This window comes from Lysinibacillus parviboronicapiens (genome assembly GCF_003049575.1).
Classification (GTDB): Bacteria; Bacillota; Bacilli; order Bacillales_A; family Planococcaceae; genus Lysinibacillus; species Lysinibacillus parviboronicapiens.
The window spans coordinates 115,466-138,349 of record NZ_PYWI01000003.1 but is presented as its reverse complement, the minus strand read 5'-3'; the positions used below and the strand labels follow the sequence as shown (position 1 = coordinate 138,349).

The following is a 22,884-nucleotide window of genomic DNA, read 5'->3' as shown; positions in this document are numbered from 1 at the left end:
TGAGCTTTTTTCGTTTTTTAATTTTAAAATATAGACACACGGAAGATATTTTGAGCCATAGATATAAAATTCTACTGTCACTAACCACTAAAGTTTATAAACATACAAATATGCGTTAATCTCAGCAGGATTATAGTAAAATTGAACATTTATCCATAGAAAGAAAGATTTTGTTGGGAAAATTACGTGATTTTACTTGAAAAATAACCTTAGATAGCTGACAATGGTAAAAGAGAGTTAGACGTCCTATTTTTTCCGGAAATGAATTAGAAACTTTCCCAAAATATGATTGACAACTTTTAGGGATACAACTATACTTTTATGTGTAGTTGTTTATTTACTGCATATCTATGTGGTATAAACATAATTTTTGAACTTAGAGGAGGAAATTTTTCTATGGCTAACCAACCAAAGAAATACAAAAAATTCGTAGCTACGGCTGCAACAGCTACTTTAGTAGCTTCTGCTATCGTACCAGTGGCTTCTGCAGCAGGATTCTCAGATGTAGCAGGTAACGACCACGAGGTAGCAATCAACGCATTAGTTGAAGCAGGTATCATCAATGGATATGCTGATGGCACATTCAAACCAAACCAATCTATTAACCGCGGTCAAGTGGTTAAATTATTAGGTCGTTGGTTAGAAGCTCAAGGCCAAGAAATTCCAGCAGACTGGGAAACTAAAGAACGTTTCACAGATCTACCAGTAACAGCTGAAGCTGAATTAGTTAAATATGCTGCACTTGCTAAAGATGCAGGCGTATTCGCTGGTTCAAACGGTAACTTAAACCATACGCAAACTATGCAACGTCAACAAATGGCAGTTGTTTTAGTACGTGCAATCAAAGAAATTTCTGGCGTAGATTTAGTAGCTGACTACAAAAAAGCTGGTTTCGTAACAGAAATCTCTGATCTTGAAGCTGCATTCTCTGCAGAACAACGCAATGCAATCGTTGCTTTAGAATACGCTGGTATCACTAACGTATCTAAATTCAACCCAGCTAACAGCATTACTCGCGGTCAATTCGCTTCATTCTTATACCGTACAATCAACAATGTAATGGAACCTGAAGCAGGCGTTTCAACTGTTAAAGCTATTAACAACACAACTGTTGAAGTAACATTCGATACAGAAGTGGACAACGTACAAGCTCTTAACTTCTTAATCTCTGATCTTGAAGTTAAAAACGCAGCTGTAAAACAAACAAACAAAAAAGTTGTTGTTTTAACAACTGCTGCTCAAACAGCTGACAAAGAGTACACTGTATCTCTTGGCGAAGACAAAATCGGTACATTCAAAGGTATCGCTGCTGTAAATCCAACTAAAGTTGAAATGGTTTCTTCTGCTGCTCAAGGTAAACTTGGACAACAAGTTACTGTGAAAGCACAAGTTACTGTAGCTGAAGGACAATCTAAAGCTGGTATTCCAGTTACTTTCTATATTCCAGGTAAAAACGATGCAGTTTATCCAACAATTACTGGTGAAGCATATACAGATGAGAATGGTGTAGCTTCATATTCTTACACTCGTTATGCTGCTGGTACTGATGCAGTAACTGCTTATGCAACTGGTGATCGTTCTAAATTCGCAACTGGTCATGTATTCTGGGGTGTTGACACAATCCTAGCGATTGAAGAAGTAACAACAGGTGCTACAATCAATAACGGCGCTAACAAAACATATAAAATTGTTTACAAAAATGCTACAACTGGTAAACCAGAAGCAAACAAAACATTTAATGTTTCTTTCTTAGAAAACATTGATGTAACTTCTAATAAATTAGCTAACGCTACAGTAAATGGTGTTGCTGTATCACAATTAAGCAATGCTTCAGTAGTTAAAGCAGCACAAATTACTACTGACTCTAAAGGTGAAGCAACATTTACAGTTTCAGGTACAAATGCAGAAGTTACTCCTGTAGTATTTGAAGCAGAACCGATTGTTACTTCTGGAGCTACTACAGTTACAGGATATAGCCAAAAATATACAGCTTCAGCTTTACAAACAACAGCTGCTAAAGTAAAATTCGGAGCACTTCAAGCAGATTACACTATCGATGTTACACGTGAAGGTGGCGAAGTAGCTGCTCGTGGCGTAGATAATGGTCGTGAGTACAAAATTACTGTTAAAGATAAAGATGGTAAATTAGCTAAAAATGAAATCGTAAACGTTGCATTCAACGAAGATTTAGACCGTGTAATTAGTACAGAAACAAAAGCTTACTTCATTGACGTTGATAAAGATGATAAACAATCAATCTCTTCAACACCAAGCAAAATTTCTGTTAAAACTAATGACAAAGGTGAAGCTACGTTTGTAATTGGTTCAGATAAAGAAAATGATTACGCAACTCCAGTAGCTTGGATTGACATTAATAGTTCAAACGCTAAAGATGGTCAACTTGATGAAGGCGAACCAAAAACTATTGCTCAAATTTCTCACTTCCAAGATGCATATCTTGATGGTGGAGCAGTTAAAGCATTCTTAGCACCTAAGTTCGACAAATCAGTTACTGATTTCAAAGGTAACGAAACTGCTACATTCAGAGCTTCATTAGTAAACCAAAGTGGTAAAGATATGCCTAATACAAGCATCAAAAATGTAACGTATACAATCTTTAACACTGGTTCTAATGATGTGCAAGTAAATGGTCAGGTTATTTCACCGAACCGTAGCTATACTGTAAGCTCAGACACTCTAAAAACTACTGATTTAACAGTAACTTCAGTAAATGGTAAAACTACTTCAGTAAAAGTAGTTGCTACAGGTGTTGCTAAAAACACTGATGGTAAAGATTACGCATTTACTTCTAAAGAAGCAACTGCTAAATTCACTTCACTTACAGATGTAGGCACTCAAATTACTGCAGATGTTGTAGAAGTTAACGATAAAGAGCTAGTGTTTGCTGGTAAAGATCCAATTTCGTTAAAAGATGCTAAATTCTACAACATTTACGGTGCTGAACTTGTTGGTGTAGATGCATTTAAAGATGACTTAGTAAATAATACTGCTTACGCAGGTGGTGTTGTTGTAACATTTACTGAAGATAAAGATGGCAAGAAAGCTTTCCGTGTAGCACGTGCTGGTTCTGAAGGTAAAGTAAATGTTGGCGCATTAAAATTAACAAATGCTGATATTACTGTTGCTTCTTCACCTGCAGCAACAACAACAGCTGCAACAGCTTCAATTACATTCACTGTTGGTGAAACTGTAGTGATTAACAACCAATCTTACACTTATAATGCAAGTGCAGGCACTGCTGATGCTAAATACTATAATTCTTTAGTTGATTTAGCTGGCAAAATCTCTGCTGATTCAACAAATGGTGGAGTAACAGCAGTTGTTAATGGTACATCTCTTGATTTAACAGGTAACACAAAAGGTGAAAACTTCACATATAAAATTGGCGCATTAACTCCTGTAACAACTATTAATGGTGTTGTAGGTAAAGATGCAGTTGATCAACAAATTACATTTACTTTCACTTCAGCTGTTAATGTAAAAGCTAATGACAATGTTCTAGTTAATGGAACAGTAGCTGGTACAGTAGCTAGCGTCTCTGGCTCAAAAGTTGTTGTGAAAATTGCACAAGCTAGCGCAATTCCAACTGCTACTGCAATTACTGCATTCACTGTAAATGGAACTGTACTAAAATCTAAACTTACTAATAGTGATGTAACTATTGGTTCAATAACTTTAAAATAATTTACAAAATACTAAGAAAGAACTAAGAACTTTTACTTAGTACTATTCTTAGAACAAAAATGCTATGTGGGATATTCCACATAGCATTTTTTGATTTTTTTAGTTGTATATATAATACTTTCCATCAAATCTAAGAATTGATACGTAAGTTATTTTTATTTTTAAAGCTAATTTATTTGTTAAGTTGTAGAGCAAGTACACTCAGTTATATCTAAGTAACACAACATATAAGAGGCAATTTATAGTATAATATCAATATGTGAAAAAAATGGCATAAGTTAAGGAAGGTAGGGCGAAATGGAATTTACTGATAAGGTTAGAACATATATATTCGCTAGTCTGGTTGCATTTGTCGTAATTGGATTGATTGTTGCGAATGTGATGGCTAGTAAACAGGACGACAATTTTGCGATGAATGAGGCTTTATATAATCAGGCTGTTCAGTTACAAACAGACGGTAATTATGAAGGGGCTTGGGAAGCTATTTCAAAAGTTTTAAAAAAGACTCCGAAATCTGAGATAGCTAACTACTTAGCAGCTATAATTGAAGCCAATAGAGGAAATGTAAAGCAATCAGCAAATTATATGCAAAAAACTTTAGATATAAATCCATATAAGGCAGAAGATGGGATGTTTATGATTCAGTTAGGAGAGATATTCGTAGCTGCTGAAAGATACGAAGATGCGAAAATTGTACTTCTACGTTGTCAAGAATGGGGATGGGCCCCAGAGGAAATACCAAATTATCAAGAGCATGTTGCTACACTATTAGCACAAATCGAAAATTTGCAATAAAGGAAGGTACATAAAAAATGAGTAAGTTCTACGAAAAAGTAGCTTATCGTGATGTAGAAGAAGATATAAAATCTCAAAAATCTATGGACAAATGGATTTTTAGAATACTTCTAATTGTAATTGGCTTCGTACCATTAATCGTTATGGCAAGCGTAATAGATGTGCAAACCCCTCTTATTACAAATGTAGATGCCCTAACAGGTGGCGTAAAAGGTGATCTATTTACGCATTATAAAGCATTAGCTGTGTTGATACTTACTTTAATAGCAGGTATTTTGTTTATGACTAAGATTTTGTTTATGAATGGTGAAATTCGTAAAACAAAACTGAATTATGCAATAGGAGCATTCGCTGTTGCTATTGTATTATCAACAATTTTATCACCAAACATCTCAATTGCAATACATGGAACGTATAACCAATCAGAGGGAGCAATTAGCTGGTTATGTTATTTGTCTATATTCTTCATTGCAATGAATATTGAGTATCCAAAAAAAGCTTTAAACTATATCTTATATTCACTCTATCCATTTGTGCTCATTAACTTATTTATTATTTCAATGAATTTTTACGGGCATGATTTATTACAAAATAGTGCTGTTAGTAAATTTGTAAAGTTGTTTTTACCTGAAGGGGCAGATATTACTGAAGGTTCTATTTTAGTGGGAACTTTAAATCAATGGAACTATATGAGTGGAATGTTTGCAATTATGACAGTAATGTACCTAACAGCTGCTGTTTTAGAGAGAACTATTGGTCGAGCTATCGGACATTTAGTTGTTGCTATAATGTCGATTGCAGTTATGTTTATGTCTATTTCGACAAGTGGTTTTTTGACAGTTTGTGTAATGATGATGGTCGTATTGTTTGTAGCATTTAGATCAGAAAAGAAAGTGCAAAGCTTTACAATGATTGCGGTGTTTTTAGTCGTGAGTGCACCTGTGTTTCATGTGCTGGCTAGTAAGGATGCTCGTGTTTGGACTGAATCAATTGGTTTTGTGGTAAAGTCCAATCCTTACTTGAAGGAAGAGCCTGCACCAGTAACTAGTATGAAAAAGGATATAGAGTTTGAATGGATGACAAAAGCTTATGCTGCTGAGAAGTTTGAATTGCCTGTGTTGCCGGAGCGAGCGTATGCCGCTGGTTCAGGACGTGCTTATATTTGGGAGAAATCGATAGAATTAGTGAAAGAACGCCCTTTGTTTGGCTATGGATTAGATACTTTTATGTACAATTTCCCACAATATAGTATTGATGCACGCTCGGGATTATACTATGAAAATATTATTACAGATAAGCCGCATAACATGTATGTGGGCTGGTTGTATGGAACTGGGATAATGGGCTTTTTAAGTGTAATAGTCTTAATAGCGCTCTCATTAATTAATCCATTAAAAATAACTATAAAAAATAATAGTTCAATTGTTTGGATTTTAGGGATAGCTTGGGGCTCTTATTTAATACAGGGAATATTTAATGATAGCTTACCAGGAACTTCTGAATCGATGTGGGCTATTGCAGGGATATTACTAGCAATGACATTCAAAAATAAGGAGCAGTTAGATGGAAGAGACAATTGAGCTACGAGAGTTAATAGAGATTGTTTGGAAGGGTAAAGCTATAATTGCTATTTGTACAGTGGTTTGTATGTTGCTAGCCGGGATAGTTAGTTGGTTTGTTTTAGAAGAAAAATATGAATCAAAGGCAGTTGTACAAGTAGCAAGTGGTATACAGGACACAGGTATTATATCAAACTATATTGCTGCTGAATTCACACCAAGTATATATGCACAGCGTATCCAGAATAAACCGATCATGAAACAAGCTTTAAAAGATGCAGACATAAAAGATGTCTACAGTGAAAAAAATATGGTGGCTACTGTCGATGCAGATCCTGCTAAGAATTTAGTCGAATTAAAATATAAAGCAAAGTCGGCACAGGATGCTCAACAACAACTTCAAATCTTGATGGATGTAACAAAGCAAAAAATGAATGAATCTGTTCAGGCAACGTTAAAGGAATTAGAAACAACTTACAAGACAGAGTCAGTATCCTTATCAAAAGAAATAGAAAATATCATCGAGCAGTATAATAAGATAATTAAAGATAATAAGTTACCTGAAATTTTAATTTTACAAACAGTATTAAACTCTGAAATTGTACTAAATATTTCAGATGACCAAACGACAACACTTTCTAATGTAAACGGAGATTTGCAAAATCAATTACTACAAATGCAAGCACAAATTAATACAAAATCCGTGGAATATCAAAAAACCTTAGCCAACTATCAATCTGTAAAAACAGGATTAGATAGTTTTAAACCAGATCCATTTATTCGTGTGATTGCAGAGCCCACTTTAGCTGAAAAATCAGCTTCACCAAATAAACTGTTAAATTTAGCAATTGGCTTAGTGATTGGTATGATGTTCGGGGTAGGCACCGTATTTTTCCGTCAATATTGGAAAAATAGTTCAATTAAGAAATAGAAATAAGAGAGGGTTACTAGGTATGAGTTATAAAATGCGTTATATGCTATTTTTTATAATTGACTCTTGTATAGTCCTTTCAGCTATATTTTTTAGCTATTGGTTATTGCACCCAACTATCAATGGCTATTCCGATAAGGTTATTTTAGTTAGTGCTGTAACGCTATTATTTAGTCATCACATTGCGGCATATTTCTTTCATCTTTATGATCGTATGTGGAGCGTTGCTTCTGTCCGAGAGCTACTAACAATTGGCTATGCGGTTACGATTTCTATTGCAACGGCTAGTCTTATGCAATACATAATCAAAAATGATATATATTTCCGTATTATGGCAATCACATGGATGCTCCATATTATTATGATTGGAGGATCACGCTTCTTACTGCGTGTATTAAATGATAGAGATTCATTTCGAAATACAGCTAATTTAAAGCGAGTGTTAATTGTGGGAGCTGGTCAAGGTGGCACAATGCTTGCAAGAAATTTAGTACATGCTCCAAATCCAGATCGAATGCCTGTTGTATTTGTAGATGATGATTTGAGCAAGCAACAGCTTAAAGTGATGAATGTCACGGTATGTGGTACGACAAAGGATATCCCAGGACTTGTAGCAAAGCATGGTATTGATGAGATCATCATAGCGATTCCATCTTTAGGTCGTGTTGGTATAAAAAGTATATATGAGAGTTGTGCAGTAATAAATATTCCTGTAAGAGTAATGCCAAGTATTGAAGATGTTATGACAGGTAAAGTTGCTGTAAACGAGATGAAAGAGGTCCAAATTGAGGATTTACTTGGTCGTGATGAAGTAAAATTGGATATGATTGCTATTTCGAATAAGTTAACAGATAGAGTTATACTTGTTACGGGGGCAGGAGGATCCATTGGTTCTGAAATTTGTCGTCAGGTGATGAACTTCCGTCCAAAGCAACTTATTCTTTTAGGGCATGGCGAAAATTCGATTTATACCATTCATATGGAGCTTCAACAAAGAAGTTCGGGATTCACAAAATTAGTGCCAATTATTGCGGATATTCAAGACAGAGAGAGAATTTTTGAAGTTGTAAAACAGTATAAACCTGATGTGATTTATCACGCTGCTGCACATAAACATGTTCCGCTAATGGAATATAACCCATGTGAGGCAGTGAAAAATAATATATTTGGTACTAAAAACATTGCTGAGGCTGCACATGAATTTTGTGTTGGAAAGTTTGTAATGATTTCTACCGATAAGGCTGTCAATCCACCGAATGTAATGGGTGCAACAAAACGAATTGCTGAAATGGTTGTACAGACATTAGCAAAGGGAAGTAGTACAAATTTTGCAGCAGTTCGCTTTGGAAATGTTTTAGGCTCAAGAGGGTCTGTAATACCACTTTTTAAAAAGCAAATAGCTGCAGGTGGGCCAGTGACAGTAACACATCCTGATATGACACGTTATTTTATGACAATCCCAGAAGCTTCTAGACTTGTCTTACAAGCAGGTACATTAGGAGGGAACGGAGAAATTTTTGTACTTGATATGGGAGAGCCTGTGAAGATTGTAGATTTAGCACGTAATTTAATTCATTTATCTGGTTTTACAGAGGATGAAATAAAAATTGTATTTACAGGTTTGCGTCCAGGCGAAAAAATGTATGAGGAACTATTGAATACAGAAGAAATCCAAGAAGAACATGTATTTCCAGGCATTCATATTGGTCGAGCTAATCCAATGTTGAAATTGGAACTAAATTTTTTAGTAGAGAATTTACTTGAGATGACAGTAGAAGAAATGAAAAATGCTTTATTAAAAGCAGCTAACAATAATAATGAAATAAATCGAAGACAGGTGAGTAAAGTATGAAAGGGATAATTTTAGCAGGGGGTAGTGGCACTCGATTATACCCATTAACAAAATCAATTTCAAAACAAATACTTCCAATATATGACAAACCGATGATTTATTATCCTCTTTCAGTTCTTATGTTTGCAGGGGTTAAAGATATTTTGATTATTTCAACACCACAGGATTTGTCCATGTTTCAGAAATTATTAGGAGATGGGAAAGAAATTGGATTGTCTTTACAATATGCTATACAGCAGCATCCTAATGGTTTGGCAGAGGCTTTTATTATTGGCGAAGAGTTTATTGGTGACGATTCAGTTGCATTAATTTTGGGTGATAACATCTTCTTTGGACAAGGATTCCCAGCTATTTTGCAAAAAGTTGCAAATAGAGAGAGGGGAGCTACTGTATTCGGTTATCGAGTTAAGGATCCCGAACGGTTTGGTGTCATAGAATTTGATAGTGAACAGAGGGTTCTTTCAATTGAAGAAAAGCCTCAAAAGCCTAAATCAAACTTTGCAGCAACAGGTTTATATTTTTACGATAATGATGTCATTGAAATTGCGAAATCTATTAAACCCTCTAGCCGTGGTGAATTAGAGATTACGGATATTAATAAAGTATACTTGCAAAGAGAGAAGCTACAAGTTGAACTTCTAGGTAGAGGCTTTGCATGGCTTGATACTGGAACGCATGAGTCATTATTAGAGGCATCAGTATTTATAGAAACTGTTGAAAAAAGACAGGGTTTTAAAGTCGCATGTTTAGAAGAAATTGCTTATCGGATGGGCTATATTTCAAAAGAACAGCTTATTGCATTAGCTCAGCCACTTCTTAAAAATGAGTATGGTCAATATTTGTTAGATATTGCAGAAGAAACGTTTAATAACGAGGAGTTATAAGCATGAAGAAAAACATTCTAGTAACAGGTGGACTTGGTTTTATAGGTTCAAACTTTATTCAATATATGAACGAACGCTACCAAGACTATAACATTATTAATGTAGATAGTATTACGTATGCAGCAGATGAAAAAAATCTTGATGATTTAATTCATTTAGAGAATTATGAGTTTGTTAAAGGCGATATTAGAGATAAAGAGATTGTACAGCGTATTTTTAAGCAACATAATATTACGGATGTTATTCATTTTGCAGCAGAATCACATGTAGATAATTCAATAAAAAATCCAAGCATTTTTGCAGAGACTAATGTAATTGGGACATTAAATCTATTAGAAAGCGCTCGTGATTTTTGGATGAATACTCCATTTAATTATAAAGAACAATTTAAAAGTTCTAGATTTCACCATGTTTCAACGGATGAGGTATACGGAACTTTAGGGGATACAGGATTTTTTACGGAGCAAACACCATATGCCCCGAATAGTCCATACAGTGCAAGTAAGGCAGCATCGGATATGTTAGTTAGAAGCTATTATCATACCTATGGATTAAATGTAGTAACGACTAATTGTTCTAATAATTATGGACCGAAGCAACATGATGAAAAACTAATTCCTAAATTGATTCGTAATGCATTACAAGGAAATACTTTACCTATTTATGGAAATGGTAAAAATGTACGTGACTGGCTTTATGTTAAGGATCATTGTACAGGGATTGATGCCGTGTTTCATCAAGGCAAAGCGGGAGACACGTATTTAATTGGGGGACATAATGAAAAAACGAATATCGATATTGCTTATATCATTTGTGATTATTTAGACCAATGTGTACCCAAAGAAAAAAGCTATCGACAGCAAATACAATTTGTGGAAGATAGACACGGACATGATTTTCGATATGCGATTGATTCAAATAAAATTCAAAGTGAGTTAAATTGGCAACCCCAAGAAACATTTGCAACAGGTATTGTGAAAACGATTGATTGGTATATTGTAAAATATTTTAAAGGTGGGTTGAAAAATGAAGAATGATTTAATTGATTTTCAAGCTATAGGAGATGAAAGAGGTTATTTAGTTTCGTTTGAAGCAAAGCGTAACATTCCATTTGATATTAAACGAGTATACTATATTTATGGTATGAATGATAAGCCAAGAGGATTTCATGCTCATAAGAAGTTACAACAGTTTTTAGTATGTGTTAGTGGTTCATGTAAAGTGTTATTAGATAATGGACAGGATAAGAAAGAATATGTTTTAAATCAACGGAATCAAGGCTTAATAGTAAAAGAAATGATCTGGCATGAAATGTATGAATTTAGCGAAGATTGTGTTTTGATGGTATTGGCGAGTGATTTTTATGATGAGTCAGATTATATTAGGCAATATGAAGTTTTTAAATCTTTGATTGAAAGAGAAACTTTAGAATTTAGAGAATATGACCGGGCTACGTTGGAGTGCTCTTATAGTTGGCTGAACGATCCAGAAATTAAATTCCTAACTATGACCCCTGATTTTACAAAAGAATCTCAAGAGAATTGGTTTGTTTCATTAAAAAATATAAATAATTATTATATAAAAAGTATTTATCTTGATAATGAACCTATAGGTGCTTTAGGGATAAAAAATATAAACGAAAACTGTGGAGAATATTGGGGTTATATTGCTGAAAAAAAATTCTGGGGAAAAGGTTATGGGAAATATTTATTGGATTATGCAATAAGATATGCAATGAATATAAATCTAACTTATTTATATTTAAGGGTAGTTAAAGATAATATAAGAGCAATAAAATTATATGAAAAAATAGGATTTGTACATCAATTTGAAAAAGATAATGTATGTTATATGATATACAAATTATAGGGTGAGATAAATGGAACTTTCAAAGTTTACAGTGGAGCAATTGGATTATCGGTATACGGATGAATGGAATGATTTTGTTGAAAAATCAAAAAATGCTACATTTTTACATAATGCAGGCTATATGCATTACCATTCGGATAGATTTAATGACTGTTCGTTAATATTAAAAGAAGATGATAAAATTGTAGCGTTATTACCAGGGAATATAGATGAAAATTCAGTTTTTTATTCTCATCAAGGGTTGACATACGGAGGATTACTAATAAAAAATGAGACTAAATTGACAGAGGTATTGGAGTATTTTGAGATACTTAACCGATACTTATATAATAAAAAGAATGTATCAAAAATAATCTATAAGCCTATTCCGTATATTTACAGTGAAATACCTTCTCAGGAAGATGAATATGCTTTATTTAGATTAGGTGCAAAAAAAATCGCTTGTGGTGCTTCCTCAACTATAATATTGAACAAAAAAATAAAGATGAGTTCTTCTAGAAAAAAAAGTATAAAAAAATCTCAACGTTACTCTTTTCAAATTTTAACCGATTTTAATTATAATGATTTTTGGGATATTTTAAAAGATAATCTAGGAAATAGATACGATACTCATCCAGTTCATACTTTGGATGAAATAACAATGTTAAAAAACCGATTTCCAAATCAAATAAAACTATTTTCTATATATTTGGATGATAAATGTGTAGCAGGTGCATTATTGTATTTTGTGGGAAAAGTGGTGCATGTACAGTATATTGCATCCAATGATATAGGAAAGCAAACATCAGCTTTAGATTATTTGTTTAATTACTTAATACAAGATGATATTTTTAGTAATATGGAATATTTTGATTTTGGAACTTCCGTTGAGCAAAATGGTTATAAATTAAATGAAGGATTGATTTTCCAAAAGGAAGGTTTTGGTGCAAGAACAGTTCTATATAATCAATACGAATATAATATACATGAGGTATTAAGATGATTTCATTTCTAGATATAAAAAAGATAAATAATCAATATGAAGAAGAATTAAAGCAAGCGGCGGCTCGTGTTATTGATAGCGGCTGGTATATTTCTGGTGAAGAAGTTGAGGCTTTTGAGCAAGAATTTGCTGCATACTGTGGTACAAAGCATTGTATCGGTGTAAGTAATGGTTTAGATGCATTGAAATTAATATTACAAGCATATGAAATTGGTGAAGGCGATGAAGTCATTGTGCCTTCAAATACATATATAGCCTCTATACTTGCTATTTCTCAAGTAGGAGCAACACCAATTTTAGTTGAACCGAGTCTAGAAACATGTAATATTAATCCGATGTTAATAGAAGAAAAAATTTCTCCAAATACGAAAGCAATCTTAGTTGTTCATCTTTATGGTCGTGTTGTAGAGATGTCACATGTATTAGAGTTAGCCACTAAATACAATTTGAAAGTTATTGAGGATGCAGCTCAAGCGCATGGGGCAAAGTATAATGAGAAACGCGTAGGGAATTTAGGTGATGCAGCCGGCTTTAGCTTTTACCCAGGAAAGAATTTAGGTGCTTTAGGGGACGCTGGAGCGATTACAACAAATGATGATGCTTTAGCAGAAACATTAAGAGCATACCGAAACTATGGCTCACATAAGAAATATGAAAATATTTATAAGGGCTTTAATCACAGATTAGATGAGATGCAGGCCGCTTTTCTACGAGTTAAATTACCCAATTTAGAACAAGAAAATATAATGCGTCGTCATTTAGCCGAAATGTATTTAGAGTACATCAAAAATCCCCTCATTAAATTACCAAGTATTCCGCAACATAAAGCAGAGTGTGTTTGGCATGTATTTACAGTTAGAGTTGAAAATAGAGGGAAATTTCAACAATTTCTATCAGATAAAGGTATCCAAACGATTATTCATTATCCAATTCCACCACATCAACAGGTCGCCTATAGTGAATGGAATAAGTTAAGTTATCCAAAATCAGAGCAAATTCATTCTGAAATTATCAGTCTCCCAATTTCTCCTGTGCAATCAGAGGAAGAAATGTGGAAAGTAATTAAAATTGTAAATAGTTACGAAGGATAGTTGGTAATATTATGAATTTTTTGAAAACAAGTTTATTATCAGCTATTTCAACTTTTATCAAACTAGCATCAAATCTTGTTATAAATAAAGTAATTGCAATTTATATAGGTCCCGCTGGTATTGCTTTAATAGGACAGTTTCAAAATTTTTTAACTGTCGTAACCACACTCGGTAATGGTGCTATTAACGCAGGTGTTACAAAATATGTTGCTGAATATAATGAAAAAGATTCTCAAAAAAGAGATGCGTATATTAGTGTTGCTATAAAAATTACTTTACTCGTTTCAATAATAATAGGTTTAGTACTTATTATAGGAAGTCATTTTATTTCTGAAAAGATGTTTCAAACAGAACAATATCATGTTTTATTTAAGGTATTAGGTGGGACTTTATGGCTTATTGGATTAAATACAATCATTTTATCAATTATTAATGGGCTAAAAGAAATCAGGTTATTTATAACTGTTAATATTACCGGAAGTATATTATCACTTGTTTTCACAACAATTTTAACTGTGAAATATAATCTTTGGGGTGCCTTACTAGCAATGATTGTTGTACAGGCACTATTGTTATTTATTTCATTACCGACTGCAGTGAAAAAGTTAAATATTCAATTTAAATGGCAAAAAAACAGTTCAAGTGAATATTATAAAACACTTTTAGCATTTTCTATAATGTCAATTGTTTCGGTTATTTGTGTTTCCGCTACACAGATAGCTATAAGAAATCATTTAACTGAGGGGTTCTCATTAAAAGAAGCTGGCTATTGGCAATCAGTGTGGATGATTTCGACAATGTATTTAATGGTTATAACTACAGCTCTTTCAACGTACTACTTACCAAGACTATCTGAGCTAACGGATAAAGCTGAAATACGTAAAGAAATACTATCGGGTTATAAAATAATTATTCCATTTGTATTGGTAACTGCTTTTGCAATATATTTATTGAGAGATTTTATTGTTGCAATTCTTTTTACAAAAGATTTCTATCCAATGAGAGAGTTATTCTTTTATCAACTACTCGGAGATTTCTTTAAAATGTGTAGTTGGACACTAGCTTATCTAATGATTGCAAAAAGTATGACTAAGACGTTTATAATTACTGAGGTAATTTTTTCTCTATTATTTTATCTACTTACCCTGTTTCTTACAATGTGTAATGGACTGCAAGGAGTGGTACAGGCCTATGCACTAAATTATTTTGTATACTTAATAGTAATGCTAATACTATTTAGACGATTTGTTTTTCTTAAACATTAAGAATTCTTCTTGGGATAACTATATTAATGAAATGCAATCACTGGAGGACTCATGAAAAAGATATTACTATTTGGAGAATTTAGTGGGTTACACACTAATTTAAAAGAAGGTTTAGAAGAATTAGGATATGAGGTTACAATTGTCTCAGCGGGGGATGGGAAAAAAAGTATTGCTCGGGATGTAGATATTTCCCTTCAGACCGATAGTTTTTTTAATTTAATTAAGTCACTAGTAAATAATAGGAAGAAGATAAAGAAATTAATGGATTTTGATATAGTTCAATTTATAAATCCCTATATTAAACCAAAATCCACATTATTAAACTATCCATTGCTCTTTAAAAATAATAATAAATTTGTTTGTTTAGCTGCAGGGGATGATACAGTTTTTAGTCAATTTATAAGAGAAGGGGGAATGAAAAAATATTCCCCCTTTGATGATGAATTAAAGACAGGGAAAAAACTTCCTTATGAAGAACATTATCATAAGTTTTTACAAAAAAAAATTTTAAGTAAATTTAATTTAATTATACCTAATGCTTATGAATATGCTGAAGCATATAGGAAAAGTTCATGGAGTTTTAAAATATGTGAAACAATTCCTTTCCCTATAAATACTAAGAAAATCATATGTGAACAATTGTGTTTAGATGGGAAAATAGTGATTTATCATGCATCCAATAGACCAATTGGTAAAGGAAGTGAGTTTATTAATGAGGCTCTTAATATCATTAGTAAGCGTTATCCGAATGAGGTAGAAGTGATAAGTGCAGAATTTCTACCTTTAGAAGAATATTTAGAGGCTATAAAAAGAACCCACATAGTAATAGATCAGTGCCGCTCTTATTCATATGCTATGAATGCTCTATATTCATTAGCTCAAGGGAAAATTGTATTAAGTGGATGTGAAGATGAGTGTATACGGGAATGGAATTTAAAAGAATCCCCCGTTATAAACATTGAACCGAATGTAGAAGATATAGTTACAAAATTAGAACTGTTAATTTTAAATAAAAATAAAATTAAAGAAATAAGCTTAGAATCTAGAAGATATGTGGAAGAACAACATAATCATATTTTGATAGCTGAAAAATTTGTTGAAAAATGGGAAGGCATATAAGATTTCATTTTATATGTTGATTTGATTACTAGCGTTATTTAAATGTTAAAAAACTAATTAAGTACAATTATATGAATTGGGTTTTATAAGAGCTATACTAGAAAATCTAGAAAGGTTTAAAGTATGAATAAAAATGCAAGTCAAACAATTGTTTTAATATGTGGGTATAGTCTTATGTATTTTGGCCTTACTACAATTATCTATTTCTTAGGTTTATTACAAAATACTGGTGGTATAAACCTTCCGTTATTTGGTGGAGGGGACGATGGTATATTTTATTATGAACAAGCTACTAATATAGCAAATGATTTATCATATATATACACTTCCGTTCATACTGTAATATTAGGATGGATATTGAAATATTTTAATACTGATAGCGTATATTTATTACGTATTTTTAATTATTTTGCTAATCTAGGTCTTGTGATTGTCTCATTATTAATACTAAAAAAAATTATAAAAAGAAAAGCAATATATTGGATTTCCTCGTGGATTTTACTGATTTTACTTACATTTTACCCTAGTTTAATTTTGAACACGACAATTTCCTTGTATCGTGATATTTGGATTTATTTTTATTTCCTTTGGTGTATGTATTTATTTATTAATATTTTTATTGAAAACGGAAAATATCCGAAAATAATAAATATCATATTATTTATATTAACTATGTTTATGTTGGGGGGATATCGAAAATATGCTTTACTTAGTTTTTTACTAGGATCAACAGTTTACTTACTAATAAAATTAACCAATAAAAATAAAATTAGATTAAAAAAGTATACTTATATTTTCATATTTGGTTTTACCATATTTTATATATTTTTAAAGAATGTAAAATTCCCAATAGTGAACCTTTCTCTTAGTGATGCTTTATTATACAGACAATCTTCTCTCGATGCAGGGGGGAGTCAAATGGGAATCTCTTTAGATCAATCTAATATGATAATGTTTTATGTTAACTATCTGTATAGTTTTATAAGTAATTTTATTGGACCTTTGCCATGGCAGATTACTGGAGGATCAACTTTAATACTTATGTTGACAGAAGGATCTGTATTTTTGGTAATTAGCATTTTTTTATTTAGAAGAAGAAAAATGTTTTCGAACATAGAAAAATATCTAATTATACAGAGTGTAATTTGGTTTCTGTTAATAAGTATTTCTAACGATAATATAGGCACTTCATCAAGATTAAGAATCGTTGGTTGGCTGCCACTACTTATTGTTTTTTCAAAGTATTATGGTGAGTATTTATTTGCTATCAGGAAAAGAAAACAAATGAATTTAAAACAAATTTAAAATTCATTCACTAGGAAGTGTTATATAAATTGAAAAAAATCTTATTTGGAGCATCAGTTTATCAACATTTAACAGCATTTCATAGACCTTTCATGAAATGGTTTCAGGAAAAAGGTTATGAAGTACATGCGGTTGGAAGCAATAGCTTGGGAAGGAAAGCTGAAATAGAAGAGATGGGCGTTATCTGTCACGATATTGATTTTGAACGTCTACCATTATCACGTAGAAATATTAACGCCTATAAACAACTGAAAAAGTTATTTTCTACTCATTATTTCGATTTGATTCATGTACATACGCCAACTGCTTCTTTTTTGATTAGATATGCTGCTAAGAAAGCTCAACAAGGAAAAATTGTCTATACTGCTCATGGATTTCATTTTTTTAAAGGATCTAGTACAAAAAATTGGTTAGCTTTTTATCCTGCTGAGAAACTAGCGGCAAAATGGACAGATGCACTTATTGTTATGAATAAGGAAGATTTCATATCAGGTGAGAGGCTAGGTTTCAAGAAAAATGAAGATTTATTTTTTGTGAATGGTGTAGGTGTAGATTTAAAAGAGTATAAAGTGAATAATCCTGAAGGTGATAACTTCTTAAAAACTGAGCTGAAGCTAGAAAATGATGCTGTATTAATTACTTGCGTAGCAGAACTTAGCAAGAGAAAAAACCAATTTTTTTTATTGGAAAATTGGGGAAGTATTATATCAAAAGCTCAAAATGTTCATTTGGTGTTTGTTGGTAAAGGTCCAGATGAAGAAAAAATTAAAACTTTTATAAATGAACATGACATATCAAATGTACATTTATTAGGATATAGAACGGATGTACCTAAAATAATTAGTGCTTCAGATATAATAACTCTTGTTTCGAAACAAGAAGGGTTACCCCGCTGTTTAATGGAAGGAATGGCAGTAGGTAAGCCGATTATTAGTACAAATATAAGAGGATCTGCAGATTTAGTATCGAATGAGCAAACTGGGTTTCTAGTAGATCTTGACGATAGCGAGAATTTAATAAAAAGCATAATTGAGTTAGCTGAAAATGAAGAAATGCGATATGAATTTGGACATAATGCCAAAATAAAAATTGAAAAATATAGTATTAATAATGTTTTGAAGGATATGGAAAACATATATTCTAAATTATTGTAGTTTAATAATTTTGGCGGAAAGAGAAGGTTGATATAATTCAATGAAACGACTAATAGATTTTTGTATTAGTTTTTTTCTACTTATTGTTTTTAGCTGGGTCATCTTAATTATATGGGTTTGTGTAAGAGTAAGACTAGGTTCTCCTGCGATCTTTAAACAACCTAGACCAGGTTTAAATGGAACAGTTTTTTATGTTTATAAATTTCGTACAATGACCGATGAAAGAGACGGAAATGGAGAACTTTTATCAGATGAAATCCGCTTAACGTCATTCGGTAAACTATTACGAAAGTTAAGCTTAGATGAATTACCACAATTATGGAATGTACTTAAGGGGGATATGAGCTTTGTTGGTCCACGTCCACTTTTAGTAGAATATTTGCCACTTTATAATGAAAGACAAGCACAGAGGCATGAAGTACGCCCAGGAATAACAGGTTGGGCGCAGGTGAATGGACGTAACGCAATATCATGGGAGCAAAAGTTTGAATATGATGTATGGTATGTGGAAAATCAATCAATAAGGTTAGATTTTAAAATACTATTACTGACAGTGAAAAAAGTATTTGTCTCAGAAGGTATTAGCCAAGAAGGTCAAGCAACCATGACAAAATTCAAGGGTAGTGATTCGTTATGAAAATTGTACTTATTGGGGATAGCGGTCATGCTAAAGTAATTAAAGATATTATCTTAGCTAATGGTGACCATATTGTAGGTATCTTAGATGATAAATATATTGATGTATTTACAGAGAATAAAATTATCAAGGGACCTATTATGTATTTAAATGAACTTTTGAAAGATAAGAAAGTAAAAGTTATTATTGCAATTGGTAATAATAAGGTTCGCAAAGAAGTGGTTTCAAGATTAAATATTTCAAAAGATAGATATATTACATGCCTTCATCCATCTGCTTTAGTAAGTCCAAGTGCTGTAATAGAAAATGGGACTGTAGTAATGCCTGGTGCAATTATAAATGCAGATGTTTGTGTAGGTATGCATAGTATTATTAATACGAATGCTGTGATAGAACATGATTGTCTAGTAGAAAAGTTTGTGCATATTTCACCAGCAAGTGTTATTACTGGTGGTGTAAAAATAGCCGAGGGTGTGCATTTGGGAGCAAGTAGTTCTGTAATCCCTTTGGTGAAAATTGAATGCTGGACAACTGTTGGTGCTGGCGCTGTGGTAGTAAAAGATTTACCAGCTAATTGTACAGCAGTTGGTACACCAGCGATACCAATTAAATTTCATGAATGAAAATCTTTGAGAGAAGGCATGTAGCATGACACAACGAATTTTATTATCATCCCCTCATATGAGTGGACATGAGCAAAAATATGTTCAAGAGGCTTTTGATACGAACTGGATTGCCCCACTTGGTGCAAATGTGGATGGATTTGAACAAGAACTTGCTAAATATGTGGAGGTAAATGGAGCGGCAGCAGTTAGTTCGGGAACAGCAGCAATTGACTTGGCATTAAACTTAGTTGGTGTTGAACGTGATGATACTGTTTTTTGTTCGACATTAACGTTTATTGCAAGTGCGAATCCAATTTTGTATCGAGGAGCAAAGCCAGTCTTTATCGACTCTGAATGGGATACTTGGAATATGTCTCCGCAAGCTTTAGCAAGAGCGTTTGAAGATGCACAAGCTGAAGGAAAATTGCCTAAAGCCGTCATTATTGTTAATTTATATGGTCAAAGTGCAAAGATGGATGAACTTTTAGCGATTTGTGATTCTTATGGAGTTCCTGTAGTGGAAGATGCTGCTGAATCACTTGGTTCATCCTATAAAGGGAAGAAAAGTGGGACATTTGGTCAATTTAGTATTTTCTCATTTAACGGTAATAAAATTATTACTACTTCTGGTGGCGGTATGCTAGTATCAAATAATGTTGAAGCTTTGAATCGTGCGAGATTTCTTGCTACTCAAGCTCGTGATGCAGCAAAGCATTACCAACATAGTGTTGTTGGTTACAATTACCGTATGAGTAATGTTGTTGCTGGTATTGGTCGCGGACAACTGGAGGTACTGGATGAACGTGTGGCACAAAAACGTGCAATCTTTGAACATTACGCAAAGGCTTTCTCAGAATTCGACGGCTTAACAATGATGCCAGAGCTTGAAGGTACATTTTCAAATCGTTGGTTATCTACATTGACTTTAAATCCAGAGAAAATAGCCATTTCACCATATGATTTAATTGATAAGCTGAATGAGGCAAATATTGAAGCACGTCCTGTATGGAAACCACTCCATTTACAACCATTGTTTGAGGGATGTCAATTCTATTCTCACGGTGAAAATGAAATTGTGAGTGAGCAATTATTTGAAAAAGGTATTTGTTTGCCTTCGGATACTAAAATGACCGTGGAAGAGCAAAGACGTGTGATCGATCTTATTTTAGCAAATATCTAATAATTCTAAGTCTACTTAAATTTAATAAGTAGACTTTCATTTTATAAGGGAGTGAAACAACATGAAAAAAATCCGAAAAGCCATTATTCCAGCTGCAGGGCTTGGTACACGTTTTCTTCCCGCTACAAAAGCAATGCCTAAAGAAATGCTACCAATAGTAGATAAACCAACTATCCAATATATTGTAGAAGAAGCGATTGACTCTGGTATTGAGGATATTATTATTGTGACGGGCAAGGGAAAACGTGCAATCGAGGACCATTTTGATAATGCTGTTGAGCTTGAGACGAACTTAATTGAAAAAGGGAAGCTTGATATGCTCGAAAAGGTGCAAGAATCTGCGAATGTAGAAATCCATTATATTCGTCAAAAAGAACCACTTGGACTAGGGCATGCGATTTGGTGTGCGCGTAAATTTATTGGTGATGAGCCGTTTGCTGTATTGCTTGGTGATGATATTGTGAAAAGCGAAGAGCCTTGTTTAAAACAATTAATGAATCAATATGAGAAAACATTGTCAAGTGTCATTGGCGTGCTAGAAGTGCCAGATGAGGATGTGCATCGTTATGGTGTTATTGATCCAGTAAACAGTAATACTCGATTAATGCAGGTTACACAATTTGTTGAAAAGCCTAAATTAGAGGATGCACCATCAAATTATGCAATTATTGGACGTTATGTATTAACACCTGAAATCTTTCGTTTCTTAGACGAGAAGAAAAAAGGCAAGGGTGGCGAAATACAATTAACGGATGCTATTGAATCTTTAAATGGTATTCAACGAGTATTTGCCTATGAGTTTGAGGGTCGCCGCTATGATGTAGGTGAACAATTAGGGTTTATCGAAACAACGATTGATTTTGCCTTAGAACGTGAAGATTTAAGTGAAGGTGTAAAAGAAATCATCTTAAAAAAAGCAAAACAGTTAAGTGGTGAAACTTTATGATATTAGTTGTTGGTGGTGCTGGTTATATTGGTAGTCATTTTGTTAAAGAGTTAGTGAAGACTCATGAGGTAGTAGTGCTCGATAATCTAAGCACGGGTCACCAATGGGCTGTAGATGCAAGAGCTACTTTCGTACAAGGTGATTTAGGCGATTCTTCTTCCGTTCAACAGATTTTTGATACATACAATATTGAAGCGGTATTGCATTTTGCTGCATTTAGCTTAGTAGGTGAGTCTGTGATTGATCCTATGAAGTACTATGAAAATAATGTAACTGCTACTTTGAATTTATTAAAAGTAATGAAGGAAAACAAAATTGATAAGTTTATCTTTTCTTCTACTGCTGCAACGTATGGGATGCCAACTGTTGATTTCATTGATGAAAAAACGCCTACTAATCCTATTAATCCATATGGGCGCTCTAAATTAATGGTGGAGCAAATGCTTGCAGATTTTGCGGAAAGCTATCAGATGAGATATGTAGTATTACGATACTTTAACGCTGCTGGTGCGTATGAAACAGCTGAAATTGGTGAAAGTCATTCTCCAGAAACACATTTAATTCCAATTATTCTTCAGCATTTTTTAGGGCAAAGAGAATCCATTTCAGTATTTGGTACTGACTATGATACACCTGACGGTACTTGTATTCGTGATTATATCCATGTTACAGATTTAGCAAATGCCCATTTACTGGCTCTTGAAGGTTTGCTAAATGGTACTATTGAAACGGCAACTTATAATTTAGGAAATGGGAACGGCTACTCTGTAAAAGAAGTTATTGAAACATGTGAGCGTATTACAGGAAAAAAAGCCATTGTGCAATATGTAGAACGAAGAGCAGGTGATCCTGCTAAGTTAGTTGCCAATGCTGATAAAATCTATTGTGAATTAGGATGGAAGGCTCAATTTGGTATCACGGATATTGTAAAAAGCGCATGGAATTGGCATAAGAAATAATGGCATTAAATAACCAACTCGACAAGGCTCGAGTTGGTTTTCTTTC

General features: G+C 33.2%; 19 protein-coding genes. All 19 read left to right on the top strand.

Features of this window, described 5'->3' with window-relative positions:
- The first annotated feature begins 396 nt into the window (after positions 1 to 396).
- The 19 genes from C9J35_RS04895 (at position 397) to galE (ending at position 22,838) form a co-directional block, all read left to right on the top strand.
- Positions 397 to 3,705 carry an S-layer homology domain-containing protein gene (locus C9J35_RS04895; RefSeq protein WP_167395921.1) on the top strand — a complete coding sequence of 1,103 codons (3,309 nt, stop codon included), beginning with the start codon at positions 397 to 399 and terminating at the stop codon, positions 3,703 to 3,705.
- A 297-nt stretch (positions 3,706 to 4,002) separates the two neighbouring features.
- A complete protein-coding gene (locus tag C9J35_RS04890; RefSeq protein WP_107923640.1) occupies positions 4,003 to 4,500 on the top strand; it encodes a tetratricopeptide repeat protein in 498 nt (165 codons plus the stop codon).
- Positions 4,501 to 4,517: 17 nt separating this feature from the next.
- The gene (locus C9J35_RS04885; RefSeq protein WP_107923639.1) at positions 4,518 to 6,080 is read left to right on the top strand and encodes an O-antigen ligase family protein; all 1,563 of its coding nucleotides are present in this window, start codon (positions 4,518 to 4,520) and stop codon (positions 6,078 to 6,080) included.
- Positions 6,064 to 6,990 (top strand): Wzz/FepE/Etk N-terminal domain-containing protein, encoded by a 927-nt coding sequence (locus C9J35_RS04880; RefSeq protein ID WP_107923638.1) that lies wholly within the window; start codon positions 6,064 to 6,066, stop codon positions 6,988 to 6,990. The genes C9J35_RS04885 and C9J35_RS04880 overlap by 17 nt, the downstream gene beginning before the upstream one ends.
- Positions 6,991 to 7,012: 22 nt before the next feature.
- Positions 7,013 to 8,842: a polysaccharide biosynthesis protein gene (locus tag C9J35_RS04875; protein ID WP_107923637.1), complete on the top strand. Its 1,830-nt coding sequence runs from the start codon at positions 7,013 to 7,015 to the stop codon at positions 8,840 to 8,842.
- On the top strand, positions 8,839 to 9,726 hold the full coding sequence (gene rfbA / locus C9J35_RS04870; RefSeq protein ID WP_107923636.1) for a glucose-1-phosphate thymidylyltransferase RfbA: 888 nt from the start codon (positions 8,839 to 8,841) through the stop codon (positions 9,724 to 9,726). Before C9J35_RS04875 ends, rfbA begins: the two co-directional genes overlap by 4 nt.
- Before the next feature lie 2 nt (positions 9,727 to 9,728).
- Positions 9,729 to 10,763, top strand: a complete 1,035-nt coding sequence (rfbB, locus tag C9J35_RS04865; protein WP_107923635.1) for a dTDP-glucose 4,6-dehydratase — start codon at positions 9,729 to 9,731, stop codon at positions 10,761 to 10,763.
- Positions 10,753 to 11,595, top strand: a complete 843-nt coding sequence (locus C9J35_RS24050) for a GNAT family N-acetyltransferase (RefSeq protein ID WP_107923634.1) — start codon at positions 10,753 to 10,755, stop codon at positions 11,593 to 11,595. The genes rfbB and C9J35_RS24050 overlap by 11 nt, the downstream gene beginning before the upstream one ends.
- Before the next feature lie 10 nt (positions 11,596 to 11,605).
- A complete protein-coding gene (locus C9J35_RS04855) occupies positions 11,606 to 12,577 on the top strand; it encodes a GNAT family N-acetyltransferase (protein WP_107923633.1) in 972 nt (323 codons plus the stop codon).
- A complete protein-coding gene (locus tag C9J35_RS04850) occupies positions 12,574 to 13,668 on the top strand; it encodes a DegT/DnrJ/EryC1/StrS family aminotransferase (protein ID WP_107923632.1) in 1,095 nt (364 codons plus the stop codon). Before C9J35_RS04855 ends, C9J35_RS04850 begins: the two co-directional genes overlap by 4 nt.
- An 11-nt stretch (positions 13,669 to 13,679) precedes the next feature.
- Positions 13,680 to 14,933 carry an O-antigen translocase gene (locus C9J35_RS04845; protein WP_107923631.1) on the top strand — a complete coding sequence of 418 codons (1,254 nt, stop codon included), beginning with the start codon at positions 13,680 to 13,682 and terminating at the stop codon, positions 14,931 to 14,933.
- 51 nt (positions 14,934 to 14,984) lie between these two features.
- Positions 14,985 to 16,052 carry a glycosyltransferase gene (locus C9J35_RS04840; RefSeq protein WP_107923630.1) on the top strand — a complete coding sequence of 356 codons (1,068 nt, stop codon included), beginning with the start codon at positions 14,985 to 14,987 and terminating at the stop codon, positions 16,050 to 16,052.
- 123 nt (positions 16,053 to 16,175) lie between these two features.
- Positions 16,176 to 17,357 carry a hypothetical protein gene (locus tag C9J35_RS04835; protein WP_107923629.1) on the top strand — a complete coding sequence of 394 codons (1,182 nt, stop codon included), beginning with the start codon at positions 16,176 to 16,178 and terminating at the stop codon, positions 17,355 to 17,357.
- Between the two features lie 29 nt (positions 17,358 to 17,386).
- Positions 17,387 to 18,511: a glycosyltransferase family 4 protein gene (locus tag C9J35_RS04830; RefSeq protein ID WP_235616198.1), complete on the top strand. Its 1,125-nt coding sequence runs from the start codon at positions 17,387 to 17,389 to the stop codon at positions 18,509 to 18,511.
- 40 nt (positions 18,512 to 18,551) lie between these two features.
- The gene (locus C9J35_RS04825; protein ID WP_107923628.1) at positions 18,552 to 19,148 is read left to right on the top strand and encodes a sugar transferase; all 597 of its coding nucleotides are present in this window, start codon (positions 18,552 to 18,554) and stop codon (positions 19,146 to 19,148) included.
- Positions 19,145 to 19,771 (top strand): acetyltransferase, encoded by a 627-nt coding sequence (locus C9J35_RS04820; protein WP_054767400.1) that lies wholly within the window; start codon positions 19,145 to 19,147, stop codon positions 19,769 to 19,771. The genes C9J35_RS04825 and C9J35_RS04820 overlap by 4 nt, the downstream gene beginning before the upstream one ends.
- A gap of 25 nt (positions 19,772 to 19,796) precedes the next feature.
- Positions 19,797 to 20,933, top strand: a complete 1,137-nt coding sequence (locus tag C9J35_RS04815; RefSeq protein WP_107923627.1) for an aminotransferase class I/II-fold pyridoxal phosphate-dependent enzyme — start codon at positions 19,797 to 19,799, stop codon at positions 20,931 to 20,933.
- A gap of 61 nt (positions 20,934 to 20,994) precedes the next feature.
- Positions 20,995 to 21,879 carry a UTP--glucose-1-phosphate uridylyltransferase GalU gene (galU, locus tag C9J35_RS04810; RefSeq protein WP_107923626.1) on the top strand — a complete coding sequence of 295 codons (885 nt, stop codon included), beginning with the start codon at positions 20,995 to 20,997 and terminating at the stop codon, positions 21,877 to 21,879.
- Positions 21,876 to 22,838, top strand: a complete 963-nt coding sequence (gene galE / locus C9J35_RS04805; protein ID WP_107923625.1) for a UDP-glucose 4-epimerase GalE — start codon at positions 21,876 to 21,878, stop codon at positions 22,836 to 22,838. Before galU ends, galE begins: the two co-directional genes overlap by 4 nt.
- The last annotated feature ends 46 nt before the right edge of the window (positions 22,839 to 22,884 follow it).

Coding starts and splice junctions, on each gene's coding strand:
- C9J35_RS04895 (WP_167395921.1), top strand. CDS start 397: ATGGCTAACCAACCAAAGAAATACAAAAAATTCGTAGCTACGGCTGCA.
- C9J35_RS04890 (WP_107923640.1), top strand. CDS start 4,003: ATGGAATTTACTGATAAGGTTAGAACATATATATTCGCTAGTCTGGTT.
- C9J35_RS04885 (WP_107923639.1), top strand. CDS start 4,518: ATGAGTAAGTTCTACGAAAAAGTAGCTTATCGTGATGTAGAAGAAGAT.
- C9J35_RS04880 (WP_107923638.1), top strand. CDS start 6,064: ATGGAAGAGACAATTGAGCTACGAGAGTTAATAGAGATTGTTTGGAAG.
- C9J35_RS04875 (WP_107923637.1), top strand. CDS start 7,013: ATGAGTTATAAAATGCGTTATATGCTATTTTTTATAATTGACTCTTGT.
- rfbA (WP_107923636.1), top strand. CDS start 8,839: ATGAAAGGGATAATTTTAGCAGGGGGTAGTGGCACTCGATTATACCCA.
- rfbB (WP_107923635.1), top strand. CDS start 9,729: ATGAAGAAAAACATTCTAGTAACAGGTGGACTTGGTTTTATAGGTTCA.
- C9J35_RS24050 (WP_107923634.1), top strand. CDS start 10,753: ATGAAGAATGATTTAATTGATTTTCAAGCTATAGGAGATGAAAGAGGT.
- C9J35_RS04855 (WP_107923633.1), top strand. CDS start 11,606: ATGGAACTTTCAAAGTTTACAGTGGAGCAATTGGATTATCGGTATACG.
- C9J35_RS04850 (WP_107923632.1), top strand. CDS start 12,574: ATGATTTCATTTCTAGATATAAAAAAGATAAATAATCAATATGAAGAA.
- C9J35_RS04845 (WP_107923631.1), top strand. CDS start 13,680: ATGAATTTTTTGAAAACAAGTTTATTATCAGCTATTTCAACTTTTATC.
- C9J35_RS04840 (WP_107923630.1), top strand. CDS start 14,985: ATGAAAAAGATATTACTATTTGGAGAATTTAGTGGGTTACACACTAAT.
- C9J35_RS04835 (WP_107923629.1), top strand. CDS start 16,176: ATGAATAAAAATGCAAGTCAAACAATTGTTTTAATATGTGGGTATAGT.
- C9J35_RS04825 (WP_107923628.1), top strand. CDS start 18,552: ATGAAACGACTAATAGATTTTTGTATTAGTTTTTTTCTACTTATTGTT.
- C9J35_RS04820 (WP_054767400.1), top strand. CDS start 19,145: ATGAAAATTGTACTTATTGGGGATAGCGGTCATGCTAAAGTAATTAAA.
- C9J35_RS04815 (WP_107923627.1), top strand. CDS start 19,797: ATGACACAACGAATTTTATTATCATCCCCTCATATGAGTGGACATGAG.
- galU (WP_107923626.1), top strand. CDS start 20,995: ATGAAAAAAATCCGAAAAGCCATTATTCCAGCTGCAGGGCTTGGTACA.
- galE (WP_107923625.1), top strand. CDS start 21,876: ATGATATTAGTTGTTGGTGGTGCTGGTTATATTGGTAGTCATTTTGTT.